16 protein-coding genes are annotated in these 14,960 nt (G+C 66.5%); 10 read left to right on the forward strand and 6 right to left on the reverse strand.

The window, feature by feature from the left end; all coding sequences use genetic code 11:
- Nucleotides 1-4 precede the first annotated feature (4 nt).
- A complete protein-coding gene (locus tag ACZY08_RS20465) occupies nt 5-970 on the forward strand; it encodes an HpcH/HpaI aldolase/citrate lyase family protein (RefSeq protein ID WP_463746432.1) in 966 nt (321 codons plus the stop codon).
- 46 nt (nt 971-1,016) lie between these two features.
- On the opposite strand, the gene ACZY08_RS20470 is transcribed toward ACZY08_RS20465, so the two are convergent.
- Complete coding sequence (locus ACZY08_RS20470; RefSeq protein WP_463746433.1) at nt 1,017-1,688, reverse strand: DUF4190 domain-containing protein; 672 nt, start codon at nt 1,686-1,688, stop codon at nt 1,017-1,019.
- 127 nt (nt 1,689-1,815) lie between these two features.
- On the opposite strand from ACZY08_RS20470, the gene ACZY08_RS20475 reads away from it, so the two are divergent.
- The 6 genes from ACZY08_RS20475 (at nt 1,816) to ACZY08_RS20500 (ending at nt 7,534) form a co-directional block, all read left to right on the forward strand.
- Nucleotides 1,816-2,322: a YflT domain-containing protein gene (locus tag ACZY08_RS20475; protein WP_463746434.1), complete on the forward strand. Its 507-nt coding sequence runs from the start codon at nt 1,816-1,818 to the stop codon at nt 2,320-2,322.
- A 181-nt stretch (nt 2,323-2,503) separates the two neighbouring features.
- Complete coding sequence (locus ACZY08_RS20480; protein ID WP_463746435.1) at nt 2,504-3,901, forward strand: ABC transporter substrate-binding protein; 1,398 nt, start codon at nt 2,504-2,506, stop codon at nt 3,899-3,901.
- Nucleotides 3,898-4,788 carry a carbohydrate ABC transporter permease gene (locus ACZY08_RS20485; RefSeq protein ID WP_463746436.1) on the forward strand — a complete coding sequence of 297 codons (891 nt, stop codon included), beginning with the start codon at nt 3,898-3,900 and terminating at the stop codon, nt 4,786-4,788. Before ACZY08_RS20480 ends, ACZY08_RS20485 begins: the two co-directional genes overlap by 4 nt.
- A 43-nt stretch (nt 4,789-4,831) precedes the next feature.
- On the forward strand, nt 4,832-5,656 hold the full coding sequence (locus ACZY08_RS20490; RefSeq protein ID WP_463746583.1) for a carbohydrate ABC transporter permease: 825 nt from the start codon (nt 4,832-4,834) through the stop codon (nt 5,654-5,656).
- Nucleotides 5,657-5,660: 4 nt separating this feature from the next.
- The gene (locus tag ACZY08_RS20495; protein ID WP_463746437.1) at nt 5,661-6,926 is read left to right on the forward strand and encodes an ABC transporter ATP-binding protein; all 1,266 of its coding nucleotides are present in this window, start codon (nt 5,661-5,663) and stop codon (nt 6,924-6,926) included.
- A complete protein-coding gene (locus ACZY08_RS20500) occupies nt 6,923-7,534 on the forward strand; it encodes a suppressor of fused domain protein (RefSeq protein ID WP_463746438.1) in 612 nt (203 codons plus the stop codon). Before ACZY08_RS20495 ends, ACZY08_RS20500 begins: the two co-directional genes overlap by 4 nt.
- Here the strand turns inward: ACZY08_RS20500 and corA are convergent.
- Nucleotides 7,531-8,634, reverse strand: a complete 1,104-nt coding sequence (gene corA, locus ACZY08_RS20505) for a magnesium/cobalt transporter CorA (RefSeq protein WP_463746439.1) — start codon at nt 8,632-8,634, stop codon at nt 7,531-7,533. The genes ACZY08_RS20500 and corA overlap by 4 nt on opposite strands.
- A gap of 109 nt (nt 8,635-8,743) precedes the next feature.
- On the opposite strand from corA, the gene ACZY08_RS20510 reads away from it, so the two are divergent.
- Nucleotides 8,744-9,979 carry an NAD(P)-dependent malic enzyme gene (locus tag ACZY08_RS20510; protein ID WP_463746440.1) on the forward strand — a complete coding sequence of 412 codons (1,236 nt, stop codon included), beginning with the start codon at nt 8,744-8,746 and terminating at the stop codon, nt 9,977-9,979.
- An 8-nt stretch (nt 9,980-9,987) separates the two neighbouring features.
- Entirely contained in the window at nt 9,988-10,827 is an 840-nt protein-coding gene (locus tag ACZY08_RS20515; protein WP_463746441.1) for a glycine betaine ABC transporter substrate-binding protein, read from the forward strand.
- A 2-nt stretch (nt 10,828-10,829) separates the two neighbouring features.
- On the opposite strand, the gene ACZY08_RS20520 is transcribed toward ACZY08_RS20515, so the two are convergent.
- Genes ACZY08_RS20520 through ACZY08_RS20530 form a run of 3 tightly spaced genes read right to left on the reverse strand, consistent with a single transcriptional unit; the run spans nt 10,830 to nt 12,728 of the window.
- Nucleotides 10,830-11,654: an SDR family NAD(P)-dependent oxidoreductase gene (locus ACZY08_RS20520; RefSeq protein ID WP_463746442.1), complete on the reverse strand. Its 825-nt coding sequence runs from the start codon at nt 11,652-11,654 to the stop codon at nt 10,830-10,832.
- A gap of 36 nt (nt 11,655-11,690) precedes the next feature.
- On the reverse strand, nt 11,691-12,461 hold the full coding sequence (locus tag ACZY08_RS20525) for a class I SAM-dependent methyltransferase (protein ID WP_463746443.1): 771 nt from the start codon (nt 12,459-12,461) through the stop codon (nt 11,691-11,693).
- Between the two features lie 3 nt (nt 12,462-12,464).
- A complete protein-coding gene (locus tag ACZY08_RS20530) occupies nt 12,465-12,728 on the reverse strand; it encodes a helix-turn-helix domain-containing protein (RefSeq protein ID WP_463746444.1) in 264 nt (87 codons plus the stop codon).
- Between the two features lie 69 nt (nt 12,729-12,797).
- Here ACZY08_RS20530 and map point away from each other — a divergent pair, with 69 nt between their 5' ends.
- Nucleotides 12,798-13,559 (forward strand): type I methionyl aminopeptidase, encoded by a 762-nt coding sequence (gene map / locus ACZY08_RS20535; RefSeq protein WP_463746445.1) that lies wholly within the window; start codon nt 12,798-12,800, stop codon nt 13,557-13,559.
- Nucleotides 13,560-13,568: 9 nt separating this feature from the next.
- On the opposite strand, the gene ACZY08_RS20540 is transcribed toward map, so the two are convergent.
- Complete coding sequence (locus ACZY08_RS20540; RefSeq protein ID WP_463746584.1) at nt 13,569-14,879, reverse strand: MFS transporter; 1,311 nt, start codon at nt 14,877-14,879, stop codon at nt 13,569-13,571.
- Nucleotides 14,880-14,960 lie beyond the last annotated feature (81 nt).

Consider the following 14,960-nt stretch of genomic DNA (forward strand, 5'->3'; position numbering starts at 1 on the left):
GGTCGTGGAGAACACGTATCGACCCCGCCGAACGTGCCTCTCGGTTCCGGGTAGCAGCCTGAAGATGATCGAGAAGGCCAGAAGTCTGCCTGCTGACGAAGTGTTCCTCGACCTTGAGGACGCGGTGGCCCCTGAGGCCAAGGCGGCGGCCCGGACCCAGGTCGCGGCGGCGTTGGCCGGCGACGGCTGGGCAGGACAGCTGCGTGGCGTACGGGTCAACGACTGGACCACACCGTGGACCTACGCCGACGTGATCGAAGTGGTGTCCACTGTGGCTTCGGCCGGGGCGTCCATCGATCTCATCGTGTTGCCCAAGGTGACCGAGGTGGCGCATGTCCAGGCACTCGATCTGCTGTTGTCACAGCTGGAGAGCACTCACGGCCTGGAACACGGCCGGATCGGCATCGAGGCACAGATCGAGAATGCGCAGGGACTGACCAATGTCGATGCGATCGCAGCCGCCCCACGGGTGCAGGCGCTGGTGCTCGGGCCCGGGGACATGGCGGCCAGCCTCAACATGCGCACTCTGGAGGTCGGTGGGCAGCCCGACGGGTATGACATCGGAGATGCCCATCACCACGTGCTGATGCGCATCCTGATCGCCGCGCGTAGTCGCGGCATCAACGCGATCGACGGGCCGTACGTCAAGGTGCGCGATGTCGACGGGTTCCGCCGGGTGGCCGGCCGCTCGGCCGCTCTCGGCTACGACGGCAAGTGGGTGCTGCATCCGGATCAGATCGAGGCGGGCAACGAGATCTTCAGCCCGCGCCAAGCCGATTACGATCACGCGGAGTTGATCCTGGACGCCTACGAGTGGCACACCTCGCAGGCCGGTGGGTCCAGGGGAGCGGTCATGCTGGGCGACGAGATGATCGACGAGGCCAGCCGCAAGATGGCACTGGTGATCGCGGGCAAGGGTCGCGCGGCGGGAATGACGCGGCAGGCCGAACCGTTCCGCCCACCGAGTTAGATCGAGTCATGCTGTGCCGCACCGGGTTTGGGGCGGCGAGGCCGGGCTAGGCGGCGAATACGGCGCCCAGGAAGAACAGTAGCCAGCCCCCGTTGAGCAGGGTGCCGAATGCGCCGAGCGCGATGCCGGCGATCGCCAGGCCGTGGCCCGGCTGCTCGCTCCGCGGACCGAAACCCGGCTGTGCGCTCCCCGGACCGAAACCCGGCTGTGCGCTCTGCTTGATCTGGTTGAGCGCGACGATCCCCAGACCGATACCGAGCAGGGCGGGGAGCAGTCCGATCCCGCACGCGGCGAACAGAGGCAGCGAGAGGATCGAGGCGACCAGCGATCCGATCGCCATGCTGTTGGTGGGGTTCGAGGGTGGCATCCCGTAGCCAGCGGGATATCCGGGGTATCCGAAGGCCCCGTAGCCCGGCGGCGGCGGATATCCGGGCGGCGGGGGATAGCTGGGGGCGCCCGGGAACGACGGCGGCAGACCCGGCGGCGGCGGATAGTCGTACGGAATGTCGGCGGGGTAGTCGATCGCCGGCGGATGGGGTCCGCCGATTTCGGTATTCGGCGGCGCGAACTCGTACGACGGTTGCGCCGCGCCGGTATCCGGCCGATCCTGGGAGTGCTCGATGGAAGGTGCTTCGTAGCCGTTGGACAACGGTTCAGACGGTTGGGAAGCGGGGTCGGATGGCGGCGTTTCGCCCGCGTTGCCGTCCGCGTTTGTCATGCTGATCAACCTAGCGCACGGACAATGACGCCAAAGGGGGCGTGACTCCGGCACCAATTCCGGTGTGAGGGCGTTGCTGTAACGAGAGCGGCCGCCGGGCAGGCGGTGCGGAGGAGAGTGAAGTTCGATGACGAGCCCATTTCAGTCCGGTCAGACACCGGGCACCGCGCCCACTGCGCGTGGTGCGTTGCCGACGCCGCCGAAAGGCTGGCCGATCGGTTCCTACCCGACGTACGCGGAGGCTCAGCGTGCGGTCGACTACTTGTCCGACCAACAGTTCCCGGTGCAGCAGGTGACGATCGTCGGGGTGGACCTCATGCAGGTCGAGCGGGTCACCGGCCGCCTGAGCTGGCCCAAGGTGCTCGGTGGTGGTGTGCTGTCCGGTGCCTGGCTGGGCCTGTTCATCGGGTTGATCCTCGGTTTCTTCAGCCCCAATCCGTGGAGTGCGCTGCTCACCGGCCTCGTCGCGGGTGTCTTCTTCGGCTTGATCACCTCGGCGATCCCCTATGCGATGGCTCGCGGCACAAGAGATTTCAGTTCGACGATGCAGCTGGTCGCCGGCCGCTATGACGTCCTGTGCGACCCACAGGGTGCCGAGCAGGGGCGAGATCTGCTGGCACGCTTGACCATCTGACCGGACGCGCTGCCCCACGCCGGTCACGGTGGCAAAGGTCCGCAGGTCACGATTGTGACGCGGCGCGCCCAAACTGTTGGACATCCGCCCCGCTGGGCTCTACGGTTTGCGCGCGGGAGCCGCTCCGGCGTCGTGGGGGCCGCTCCGGCGGCGAGAGATGACTCGGACGGGAGACAGAGCGGTGCGTGCTCGGCGGCTATGTGCTGCGGCAGTGGCCGCGTTGACGACGGCCTCGATGGTGTCGGCTTGCGGTAAGGGCGATGACGGGATCGTCATCAACTACTACACCCCGGCCAACGAGATGGCGACGTTCACCGCCGTGGCCAAACGCTGCAACGCCGAATTCGGCGACCGTTTCACCATCAAGCAGGTGAGTTTGCCGAAAGGCGCTGACGACCAACGGTTGCAGCTGGCCCGGCGGCTCACCGGCAACGACAAGACGCTCGACATCATGGCGCTCGACGTCGTCTGGACCGCCGAATTCGCCGATGCCGGCTGGGCCGTGCCGCTGTCCGAGGATCCGGCCGGCGAAGCCGAGTCCGACGCAGAGTCGAACACCCTGCCCGGGCCGTTGGAGACGGCCAGGTGGAAAGACAAGTTGTACGCGTCTCCGATCACCACCAACACCCAACTGCTCTGGTATCGGGCCGATTTGATGGATGAGCCACCGTCCACCTGGGACGGCATGGTCGCCGAGGCGACGCGTCTGCACGCGGCGGGCAAGCCCAGTTGGATTGCGGTACAGGCCAAGCAGTACGAGGGCCTCGTCGTGTGGTTCAACACCCTGCTGACCAGTGCGGGGGGTCAGGTGCTCTCTGAGGACGGCAAGACCGTCACGCTGACCGACACCCCGGAACACCGCGCGGCCACCGTCAAGGCGCTGCAGATCATCAAGTCGGTGGCCACCGCGTCCGGCGCCGATCCGTCGGTGACCCAGACCGATGAGGCGACCGCCCGCCTTGCACTCGAGCAGGGCAAGGCCGCACTCGAGGTCAACTGGCCGTTCGTGCTGCCCTCGCTGCTGGAGAATGCCGTCAAGGGTGGGGTGAACTTCCTTCCGCTCGACGATCGAGCCGATCTTGCCGATGCCATCAACGATCTGGGCACTTTCTCGCCGACTGACGAGCAGTTCGAGTCGGCCTACGAGGCCAGCAAGGATGTGTTCGGCTTCGCGAATTACCCGGGGGTCTCCGAGGGCGAGCCGGCGAAGGTGACCATCGGCGGGCTGAACCTCGCGGTGGCCAAGACCAGCCAGCACAAGGCCGAGGCATTCGAGGCCATCCGTTGCCTGCGCAATGTCGAGAACCAGCGCTACACCTCGGTCGAGGGCGGCCTGCCCGCGGTACGTGAGTCGCTGTACGACGATCCGGCATTCCAGGCCAAGTACCCGCAGTACGCGGTCATTCGTGAGCAGTTGACCAACGCCGCGGTCCGTCCTGCGACCCCGGTGTATCAGGCTGTGTCCACCCGCATTTCGGCCACCCTGGCCCCGATCACCGACATCGATCCGGAGCACACCGCCGACGAGCTGACCGAACAGGTGCAGAAGGCCATCGACGGCAAAGGGCTGATCCCGTGAGCACCAAGACCGACAACCGGGCCTCCGAGCGCAAGCTTGCGTTCGTGCTCATCGCGCCCGCGGTGATCCTGATGATCGCGGTGACCGCGTACCCGATCTGTTATGCCGTGTGGCTGAGTCTGCAGCGTTACAACCTGGCCGCCCCTGACGACACCGCTTTTGTCGGGTTCGCCAACTATCAGACCATCCTCACCGACCGGTACTGGTGGACGGCGTTCGCGGTGACGCTGGCGATCACGGTTGTCTCGGTGGCGATCGAGTTCGTTCTCGGTATGACACTGGCACTGGTCATGCACCGCACCATCTTCGGCAAGGGCGTGGTCCGTACCGCGGTGCTGATCCCGTACGGCATCGTGACCGTGGCGGCCTCCTACAGCTGGTACTACGCCTGGACGCCGGGCACCGGATACCTCGCCAACCTCCTGCCCGACGGCAGTGCCCCGTTGACCGAACAGTTGCCCTCGCTGGCCATCATCGTGCTGGCCGAGGTGTGGAAGACCACGCCGTTCATGGCGCTGCTGCTGCTGGCCGGGCTGGCCCTGGTGCCGCAGGATCTACTCAATGCCGCCGAGGTCGACGGGGCCGGCCCGTGGACGCGGTTGGTGAAAGTGATTCTGCCGCTGATCAAGCCGGCCATCCTGGTCGCGCTGCTGTTCCGCACCCTCGACGCGTTCCGGATCTTCGACAACATCTATGTGTTGACCGGGGGAGCCAACAGCACCGGGTCGGTGTCGATCCTGGGATATGACAACCTGTTCAAGGCGTTCAACCTCGGACTGGGTTCTGCCATCAGCGTGTTGATCTTCCTGTCGGTGGCCGTCATCGCGTTCGTCTTCATCAAGTTGTTCGGTGCGTCGGCGCCCGGCGCAGAGGTGGAGGGCCGATGAGCGCTCGCGCGAAGAGCAGAGGGCAGTGTTCATGAGCCGGCAGGTGGGTGCGCGACGCGCGACCGGGTGGACGGTCGTGAACATCCTGGTGGTGCTCTACGCGTTGATACCGGTGTTGTGGATTCTGTCGCTGTCGTTGAAGCCGACGTCGAGTGTCAAGGACGGCAAGCTGATTCCGTCGCAGATCACGTTCGACAACTACAAGGGCATCTTCACCGGGAACATCTTCACCTCGGCGTTGATCAACTCGATCGGCATCGGTCTGATCACCACGGTGATCGCCGTGACCATCGGCGGCATGGCCGCCTATGCGGTGGCGCGGCTGAACTTCCCCGGCAAGAAGTTGCTGGTGGGCGTGGCCCTGCTGATCGCGATGTTCCCGCAGATCTCTTTGGTGACACCGATTTTCAATCTGTGGCGCAGTATCGGCCTGTTCGACACTTGGCCCGGGCTGATCATTCCTTACATCACCTTCGCGCTACCGCTGGCGATTTACACACTCTCGGCGTTCTTCCGCGAGATCCCATGGGATCTGGAGAAGGCCGCCAAGATGGACGGGGCCACCCCGGCGCAGGCATTCCGCAAGGTGATCGCTCCGTTGGCGGCCCCGGGCATCGTCACCGCGGCCATCCTGGTGTTCATCTTCGCGTGGAACGACCTGCTTTTGGCGCTGTCGCTGACCGCGACCCAACGGGCGATCACCGCACCGGTGGCGATCGCGAACTTCACGGGTAGCTCCCAATTCGAGGAACCGACCGGCTCGATCGCGGCCGGCGCGATGGTTATCACCATCCCGATCATCATCTTTGTTCTCATCTTCCAGCGGCGCATCGTCGCTGGTCTGACATCCGGTGCGGTAAAGGGGTAATTGGATGGCCGAAATTGTGTTGGACCGGGTCACCAAGAGTTACCCCGATGGTGCGGGCGGTGCCAGGGAGGCTGTCAAAGAGTTCTCGATGACCATCGCTGACGGCGAGTTCATCATCCTGGTGGGGCCGTCGGGCTGCGGAAAGTCGACCACCCTGAACATGATCGCCGGGCTCGAAGACATCTCGTCGGGTGAGCTGCGTATCGGTGGTGATCGGGTCAACGAGAAGGCGCCCAAGGACCGCGACATCGCCATGGTGTTCCAGTCCTATGCGCTATACCCGCACATGACGGTGCGGCAAAACATCGCCTTCCCGCTGACCCTGGCCAAGCTCAAGAAGGACGAGATCGCAGCCAAGGTCGAGGAGACGGCCAAGATCCTGGACCTGACCGAACTGCTCGACCGCAGGCCGGCACAGTTGTCCGGCGGGCAGCGTCAGCGGGTGGCGATGGGCCGGGCAATCGTGCGCCGTCCCAAGGCATTCCTGATGGATGAACCGCTGAGCAATCTGGACGCCAAGCTGCGCGTGCAGATGCGCGCCGAGATCTCGCGGCTGCAGAGCCGGCTGGGTACCACCACGGTCTACGTCACCCACGATCAGACCGAGGCGATGACCCTGGGTGATCGGGTTGTGGTGTTGCTGGCCGGGGAGATCCAGCAGATCGGCACGCCCGACGAGCTGTACAACAACCCGGCGAACCTGTTCGTCGCCGGGTTCATCGGATCGCCGGCGATGAACTTCTTCCCGGCCACATTCACCGACGTCGGGGTGAGGCTGCCGTTCGGCGACGTCACCCTGACCCAGCAGGTGCATGACCTGTTGGAGCGTCAGCCCAAGCCGGACAACATCATCGTCGGGATCCGTCCCGAGCACCTGGAAGACGCGTCGCTGCTCGACGGGTACGCGCGGATCCGGGCACTGAGCTTCCCGGTGCGCGCCGACATCGTCGAGTCACTCGGTGCCGACAAGTACGTTCATTTCACCATCGAGGGTGCCGGCGCCGAGGCGGCGCAGCTGGCCGAGTTGGCTGCCGATTCGGGCGCCGGTGCCAATGAGTTCGTGGCCAGGGTGTCCGCCGAGTCCACGGCGGCGGGCGGTCAGCAGATCCAATTGGCTTTCGACACCTCGAAGTTGGCGATCTTCGACGCTGAAACCGGGGTGAACCTGACCCGCACCGAGCCGGCCGCCGAACCCGAGCCGGCCGCGGAACCTGAGCCGGCCGCGGAACCCGAGCCGGCCGAAGTGGCCGGAGAACCGACAGAAGAGTGATCGACGTCCTGGCCGCCGTTCGCGCCGCTGTGGGCGAGCACTTCAACGTGGCGGGAATCACCGCGGAGCCCGTCAGTGCCAGCGTCACCTTCCTGGGCACCGAGCGTATCGACGTCCTGCGGTTCGGACCGGATCTACGCGGCGGCGGTAGTGGGCAGGATCTGTATCACTATGTGACGCTGGGTTGTTCGCGTCACCCGATGTTCGACCCGACCGAGCTGGTCTCCGATCCGATCCACGGTCCCCGGGCCGAGGTGGTGCTGTCGCTGCGGGGGCCGACGCCGGGCGGGCTGGCTCGATCACTGGCCGTCCTGGCCGCTGCGCCCGCGGTGGAGGGGCTGGTCCTGGAGGCCGACGCGCTCATCGACCTGGAGACACCGTTGTTCGACTCCGGACCGTTCAGTGCATTCCTGTTGGGTGCCGGCGATATCGGCGACGTGGCCCTGCCCGATCCGTTGTCCGCCGTCACCGTGTTCACGGCCACCCCGATCACCGCGACCGAAGCGGCCTGGGTGCGTCTGAAGGGGGCGGATGCGATGCGGGAGGCCTGGCGGACCGACGGGGTGGACGTGCTCGATCCCACCCGGAGGGCAGCGAGCCCGAGCTAGAGCCAGTCGTTGTGGCGGAACGTGCGGTGCAGCGCGAAGCAAATGACGGCCATCGCCACCAGCACGGCGGGATAGCCCCAGGTCCACTGTAATTCGGGCATGTGCTCGAAGTTCATCCCGTAGATCCCGGCCATCGCGGTCGGCACCGCGGCGATCGCCACCCACGCCGAGATCTTGCGCATGTCCACGTTCTGCTGCATGGCGACCTTGCCGAGAGCGGCCTGCACCAGCGAGCTGAGCATCTCGTCGTAGCTCGTGACGCGATCGGAGGCCTGCACATTGTGGTCGTGCACGTCGCGCATGTACCTGCGCACCTCGACCGAGATCAGGTCGTTGTGGTCGGTGAGCAACCGCGCCAGCGCGAGGGTCAACGGCGCCACCGCACGGCGCATTTCGACGACCTCCCGCTTGAGCAGGTAGATGCATTCGATGTTGGTGTGCGTGCCGGGGGAGAAGATGTCCTCCTCCATGGAGTCGATGTCGGTCTCCATCAGATCGGTCACGTCGAGGTAGCTGTCCACCACGTGGTCGGCGATCGCGTGCATGACCGCGAACGGGCCGAGTTTGAGGATGGCAGGCGAGGATTCGAGCCGTTTACGCACGCCGGCCAGCCCGCCGTGTTCGCCGTGACGGACGGTCACGACGAAGTCCGGACCGACGAAGATCATGATCTCGCCGGTCTCGACGATTTCGCGCGCGAGTGCCACCGACTCGTGCTCGACATAGTTGATTGTCTTGAGCACCAGGAACAGGGTCTTGTCGTAGCGCTCGAGTTTGGGACGCTGGTGGGCATGCACGGCGTCCTCGACGGCCAGCTCGTGCAATCCGAAAACGTCTGCCACCGCCTGCATCTGGAATTGGTCGGGTTCGTGTAGCCCGATCCAGACGAACGCTTTCTGACCCGCTGCCTGTAATTCACGGACCTTGTTCAGCGCCGCGGCGTGGGTGTATTTGCCGGGTAATCGGTCGCCGCCGCAGTAGACACCGCAATCGACCATGGCCCGGGCGACCGGAACGTGGATCGACTTGGCGTCGGGGTCGGCGGGCCGGGTCCTTGCGGTCGAGCGCAGAGCCGGCGGCAAGGCGCGGAATGAGGGCATGATCTGCGACCTTCCTGCGCGGTGTGCAGCAACCTGATCGGCACACCGAATGCTACGCGCAGTTACTGTTAAGTAACGCTCACCAGCGGGGAACCCGACAATGTGAGAAATGGCATTGAAGTACCCTTGCGCCGTGTCGGAAAGTACAGTCGCCTCCTCGCCCGAGCGCTCGTCAGCGGAGCGCACCCCGCAAGTTGTCATCGAAGACGCCGAGATCTTCGATCACCATGAAGGCGGAAAGCTCTCGGTCGAGTTGAAGGAGCCGCTGGATACCCAGCGTGCGCTGTCGATCGCCTACACCCCTGGCGTCGCCCAGGTGAGCCGGGCGATCGCCACTGATCACACCCTCGCGGCCAAGTACACGTGGGCCAACCGCCTGGTCGTGGTGGTCAGCGACGGCACAGCGGTGCTGGGCCTCGGCGATATCGGCCCCGCGGCGTCGCTGCCGGTCATGGAGGGCAAGAGCGCGCTGTTCAAGTCCTTCGGTGGGCTGAACTCGATCCCCATCGTGCTCGACACCAAAGATCCCGACGAGATCGTCGAAACCCTGATCCGGCTGCGTCCGACGTTCGGCGCGGTGAACCTGGAGGACATCTCTGCTCCGCGCTGCTTCGAGATCGAGCGCCGCGTCATCGAGGCGCTGGACTGCCCGGTCATGCACGATGACCAGCACGGCACGGCGATCGTGGTGCTCGCCGCGCTGCTGGGCGCCACGAAGGTGCTCGAGCGTGACATCCATTCGTTGCGTGTGGTCATCTCGGGCGCCGGTGCCGCGGGTGTGGCATGCGCCAACATCCTGCTGAACAAGGGCATCACCGACGTCGTCGTCCTCGATTCGCAGGGCATCGTGCACTCCGGCCGCGACAACCTCAACAGCTTCAAGGCCGAGCTGGCCGGACGGACCAACCCGCGCAAACTCACCGGCGGAGTGGCCGAGGCGCTCGACGGTGCCGACGTCTTCCTCGGGGTGTCCGCAGGCGTCGTGCCCGAGGAGCTCATCGCGACGATGGCGCCCAACAGCATCGTCTTCGCGCTGTCGAACCCGGATCCGGAGATCCACCCCGACGCCGCCCGCAAGTATGCGGCGGTGGTGGCGACCGGGCGCAGCGACTTCCCGAACCAGATCAACAACGTGCTGGCCTTCCCCGGGGTGTTCCGCGGTGCGCTGGACGCTGGTGCCCGTCGGATCACCGAGAAGATGAAGGTGGCGGCTGCCGAGGCGATCTTCTCGGTGGTGGGTGACGATCTGGCGGTCGACCACATCGTGCCCAGCGCGCTGGACCCGCGGGTCGGTCCTGCGGTTGCGGCCGCGGTCGCGGCGGCGGTTGACCCCGAAGAGTCCTGAGTTCACGAATGCGCCGCATGCTGACGTCGGCGCTGCTGGTGCTGTTCGCGCTGGCGTCAGCGGGTTGTGGCCACTCGGCTCCCGCCGCGCTCACGGTCGGGGCTGGGCCGGCGCCCGAGTCGGCGCTGCTCGGTCATCTCTACGCGGCGGCGCTGCGCTATTACGGCGCCCCGGCGGCGGTGACCGAGACCGACGGCTCGCCGGGTGTGCTGGATTCCGGATCGGTGACGGTGCAACCAGGGTTCACCGGCCGGTTCCTGACCGAGCTCAATCCGGCGGCCACGGCGCGCTCAGATGAGCAGGTCTACCGCGATCTGGTGTCCGCGCTGCCCGAAGGTGTCGCGGCCGGTGACTACACCATGTCGGCGCAGGACAAGCCCGCGCTCGTGGTTACCGAGGCGACGGCAGAATCCTGGGGCGGGACGGATCTGAGCGCGTTGCGGCGGAACTGTGCCAAGGTCCGGCCGGGTGCGGTGGCCGGCGCCGAGATGCCGAAGACAGTGGGGTCCTGCGCCCTCCCCGAGGCCGGCAGTTTCCCTGATGGGAAAAGCCTGTTCGCGGCACTGCGCGCCGGGAAGACCAACGCGGCCTGGTCGACGACGGCCGATCCGGCCATCCCCTCAGACCTGACCGTGCTGGCCGACAAGACCGCATTGATCCGGGGTGAGAACGTGGTGCCGCTCTATCGCCGCAACACGCTCAACGAGCGGCAGATCCTGGCGCTCAACGAGATCGCCGGCGTGCTCGACACCGGGTCGTTGGCCGATATGCGCAGGCAGGTCACCGAAGGCAAAGACCCCGCTGCGGTGGCCGATGAGTTCCTCCAGGCGAACCCGCTGGGCCACTAGCGTCAGCTCGGCATGGCCTTTCCGACCGCCGAGGCGAACAGGCGCTGGTACCCGGCGCCGGTGATTCGCACGATGACGTCGAGGATCTTGGCATCGGGCCCGACGAGCACGCGCGCCTTGTTCTTGCGCACGGCTTCGAGGATGATCTTGGCCGCGCGCTGCGGGGTGGTGTTGGCCAGCTTCTTGTCGAAGGACTCGGCGAGCGCCTTCTGATCCAGCCCCTCGGCGGCGGTGGCATTGCGCGCGATGGCGGTCTTGATCCCGCCGGGGTGCACGCACGTCACCTTGACCGGATGCTTGGCCACGATCATTTCCTGACGCAGCGCCTCGGTGAAACCGCGGACCGCGAACTTGGCCGAGTTGTAGGCCGCCTGACCGGGCACCGAGAAGATGCCGAACAAGCTGGACACGTTGACGACATGCCCGTCGCCGGAGGCGATCAGGTGCGGCAGGAACGCCTTGGTGCCGTTGACGACGCCCCAGTAGTCGACGTCCATCACGCGCTCGATGTCCTTGAACGAGCTGACCTCGACGTCGCCGGTGAACGCGATACCGGCGTTGTTGTAGATCTGGTTGACCTTGCCGAAGTGCTCCTTGACCGCGTCGGCATACAGCAGGAAGGCCTCGCGTTCGGTGACGTCGAGCCGGTCGGTCTTCACCTCGGCGCCGATCGCCTTGAGGCGTTCCTCGGTGACCGCCAGACCCTCGGTGTCGACGTCACTGATCGCCAACTTGGCGCCGGAGCGGCCGAGTTCGATGGCCAACGCCTGTCCGATGCCTGATCCGGCGCCGGTCACGACGGCGACCTTTCCGGCGAAGCCCTCCATAGAACACTCCCTTGTGTCGTTCGACTTGCGTCGACATTACCCGGTACCCGCGGTCCCGTCTGTGTCGGCTGGCTTGATCGCTGTCACGAGGTGGGTCCCGACGTAGGGGCCGCCCCACCACATCCGCCAGCCTAGATTCCGTCGCTGCACATGCTGCCAGCCACGGGCGCGCAACCGCTCCGCATGGCGCCGGGTTTCCCAGATATCGGCGATGGCCAGCCGGCCGCCCGGGCGCAGCACCCTCGCAGCCTCATCGAGAGCACGTGATCGCCCCGCGCGATCGGGGATGTTGTGGATGGCCAGGCTGCTGACGATGACGTCGACGCTGGCATCGTCGAAAGGCAGGGCGGTCATGTCGCCGGTGTGCACCTCGACCCGGTCGGCGACGCCCTCGGCCGCGGCATTGGCCAGCGTCTGCTCCGGAGAATTGCCGGTCTGATCGGCGCGCCACAGATCGACGCCGAGCGCGCGTCCACGTGGCAGTCGTCTGGCCGCGGCATGCAGCACCGCGCCGCGGCCGCAGCCGAGGTCGAGAAGCGTCTCATCGCCGCGCAGGTCCTGGTCGTCGAGGATGTCGCGCCACACCGCGAACTTTCCGCGGCGCGTGGTGTGCACGAACAACGCCACCGTGGACGCCAGCAGCGCCGCGAAACCCCCTGTGAGCCAGGCGGTCCCGCGTCGACCGCGCCCGGCGTTGACGATCGCCGTGCTCAGCAGTCCGGTGAGTACGCCGCCGAAGATCGCGATCTGGGTGCGCGCGGACACCTTGTTGAAGTCGCCGTCGAATCCGTAGTCCGGGGAGTCCATGGGCTACGAGGCTGCCGCGGCCACCGCGGGCCGCCACACCTCGGCCAGCTCCTCCAGTGGGACTCCGAGGGCGTCGCTCAGGCCGATGATGGTGCCGAACGCCGGGGAGGGGAGGCGGCCGGTCTCGATCTTGCGCAGGGTCTCGGGGGAGATGCCTGCGGAGCGGGCGACATCGTCGAGAGTGCGGGCGCCGCGTGCGGTGCGCAATGCGGCACCGAGTCGGCGGCCTGCGGCGACTTGCTCGGGGCTCAGCGGAGTGCGGACCACGTCACCACGGTAGCGCCGGTATTTGTATACCGCTAGGGTTGGTATTTAAATACCGAAAAGGGGTCCGACATGATCGAGTTGAAGACTGCCGACGAGATCGAGCGCATGGGCGTCACCGGGCGCTTCGTGGCCGAGGTGCTCGCCGAGTTGAGCCGGCTCGCCGATGTCGGGGTGAACCTGCTCGACCTCGAACTCCACGCCCGTGACATGGTCGAGCACCGCGGTGCCGAGTCGTGTTACTGGGACTACGCCCCCTCATTCGGCCGTGGCCCTTTTCGCAATGTCATCTGCCTGTCGGTCAACGATGCTGTGCTGCACGGCCTTCCGCACGATTACCGGCTGTCCGACGGCGACGTGCTCACCATGGACTTCGCGGTGTCCATCGACGGTTGGGTCGCCGATGCGGCCCGCACCGTGATCGTCGGGACACCCGCGGCGGCCGACGTGCGGTTGGTGCGCGCCACCGAGGAGGCGCTGGCCGCCGGCACCGCCGCCGCGCGCCCAGGGAACCGGCTCGGCGACGTCTCGGCCGCCATCGGCGCCGTTGCCGCCGATTACGGATACCCGGTCAACCTCGAATTCGGTGGGCACGGACTGGGCCGGACCATGCACGAGGACCCGCATGTGCCGAATCGCGGTAAGCCCGGCCGCGGCATGAAGCTGCGGGCCGGCATGACGCTGGCGCTGGAACCGTGGTTCGCCGCCGGCACCGACCGCATCGTTTTCGACCGCGACGGCTGGACCATCCGATCCGCCGACGGTTCCCGTACCGCCCACACCGAGAACACCGTAGCGATCACCGACGCGGGCCCACTGGTACTGACGTGTTGAGCCTGCTGATCAGTGCTCGGGCCGCAGCAACAGGGTGGCGATGACACTGATCACCGCGGTGGCCACCAGATAGCCGCACGCCAGCCAGGGAGCCCCGCCGCCCGCGGCGATCAGGGCCGTGAGGATCAGTGGGGTGAGACCGGAGGCGTAGACGCCGGAGAGCTGATACACCGTGGACAACCCGGTGTAGCGGGTGCGCGTCGGGAACAACGAGGCGTAGAGCGTGCCCTGCGCGCCGTAGAACCAGGCGTGAATGACGCCGAACGCCAACAACATTCCCACCGCATAGGCCGTGATGCTGCCGGTGTTGAACAAAGCGAACGCGGGGAAGACGACGACGGCGTAGGCGGCGATACCCGACGCATAGACCGCCTTCGGGCTGAACCGGTCGGCAAGTAGGCCCGACACCGGCAGCAGCACCGCCATCAGCAGCGCCGCCGCGGTCACCACGATCAGCACCGGCACCTTGCCCAGATGCAGCGTGGTGGTGGCGTACGCGATGGTGAACACACCCCAGGTGTTGAACGCGGCGCCCTCGCCCCACCGCGACAGCAGGCCCAGCACGGTCGAGCGCAGCGCCGGGGGCCGGAAGATCTCCCGGATCGGCACCGATGACCGCTTGTCCTCGCGGCGCAATTCCTCGAACGCCGGCGTCTCGGCCACCCGGAACCGCACCACGACTCCGAAGATCACCAGCACGACACTGAACAGGAACGCGATCCGCCACCCGTAGGTCTGGAACTCCTCGGCCGACAGCCCCAGCTGCAGCAGCACGAACACCCCGGTGCCCAGGGCCAGGCCCAGCGCCAGCCCGACCTGCGGGATGCTGCCGAACAGCCCGCGACGATGCCGGGGGCTGTGTTCGACGGCCAGCAGCACCGCGCCCGCCCACTCGCCGCCGAGGGCGAATCCCTGCACCACGCGCAGCACCAGCAACAGGATCGGGGCGAGCACGCCGATCTGTGCCGCGGTGGGCAGCACACCCATCAGGGCGGTGGCCGCGCCCATCAACAGCATGGTCAGGGCCAGCGTGCGTTTGCGACCGATCCGGTCGCCGATGTGGCCGAACACGAAGCCGCCGATGGGCCGGACGACGAACCCGACTGCGAACGTGGCGAACGCCAGCATCGTGCCGACGAATGAGCTCTGGTCCGGGAAGAAGGTGTGGTTGAACACCAGACTCGCAGCAGTGGCGTACAGGAAGAAGTCGTACCACTCGATCGTCGTCCCGAGCACGCTGGCCAGGACCGCGGTGCGCACCGTGCTGCGGGTGGCGGGCGTCGTCGGGCTGGTCTGGGTGGGTACGGCGACGGGCGTCAGAGTCACCCTAGTTGTCTAGTCACCGCCCGACGCTGAGCCCACCGTTGCGCGCACCCTGATCGAAACCCGCGTCGAAATAAG

The organism is Mycobacterium sp. IDUB_9, assembly GCF_055419505.1.

Excerpts from the sequence above, each read along its gene's own strand:
- ACZY08_RS20470 (WP_463746433.1), bottom strand. The coding sequence starts at position 1,688 with ATGACAAACGCGGACGGCAACGCGGGCGAAACGCCGCCATCCGACCCC.
- ACZY08_RS20475 (WP_463746434.1), top strand. The coding sequence starts at position 1,816 with ATGACGAGCCCATTTCAGTCCGGTCAGACACCGGGCACCGCGCCCACT.
- ACZY08_RS20495 (WP_463746437.1), top strand. The coding sequence starts at position 5,661 with ATGGCCGAAATTGTGTTGGACCGGGTCACCAAGAGTTACCCCGATGGT.
- corA (WP_463746439.1), bottom strand. The coding sequence starts at position 8,634 with ATGCCCTCATTCCGCGCCTTGCCGCCGGCTCTGCGCTCGACCGCAAGG.
- ACZY08_RS20510 (WP_463746440.1), top strand. The coding sequence starts at position 8,744 with ATGGCATTGAAGTACCCTTGCGCCGTGTCGGAAAGTACAGTCGCCTCC.
- ACZY08_RS20515 (WP_463746441.1), top strand. The coding sequence starts at position 9,988 with ATGCGCCGCATGCTGACGTCGGCGCTGCTGGTGCTGTTCGCGCTGGCG.
- ACZY08_RS20520 (WP_463746442.1), bottom strand. The coding sequence starts at position 11,654 with ATGGAGGGCTTCGCCGGAAAGGTCGCCGTCGTGACCGGCGCCGGATCA.
- ACZY08_RS20525 (WP_463746443.1), bottom strand. The coding sequence starts at position 12,461 with ATGGACTCCCCGGACTACGGATTCGACGGCGACTTCAACAAGGTGTCC.
- map (WP_463746445.1), top strand. The coding sequence starts at position 12,798 with ATGATCGAGTTGAAGACTGCCGACGAGATCGAGCGCATGGGCGTCACC.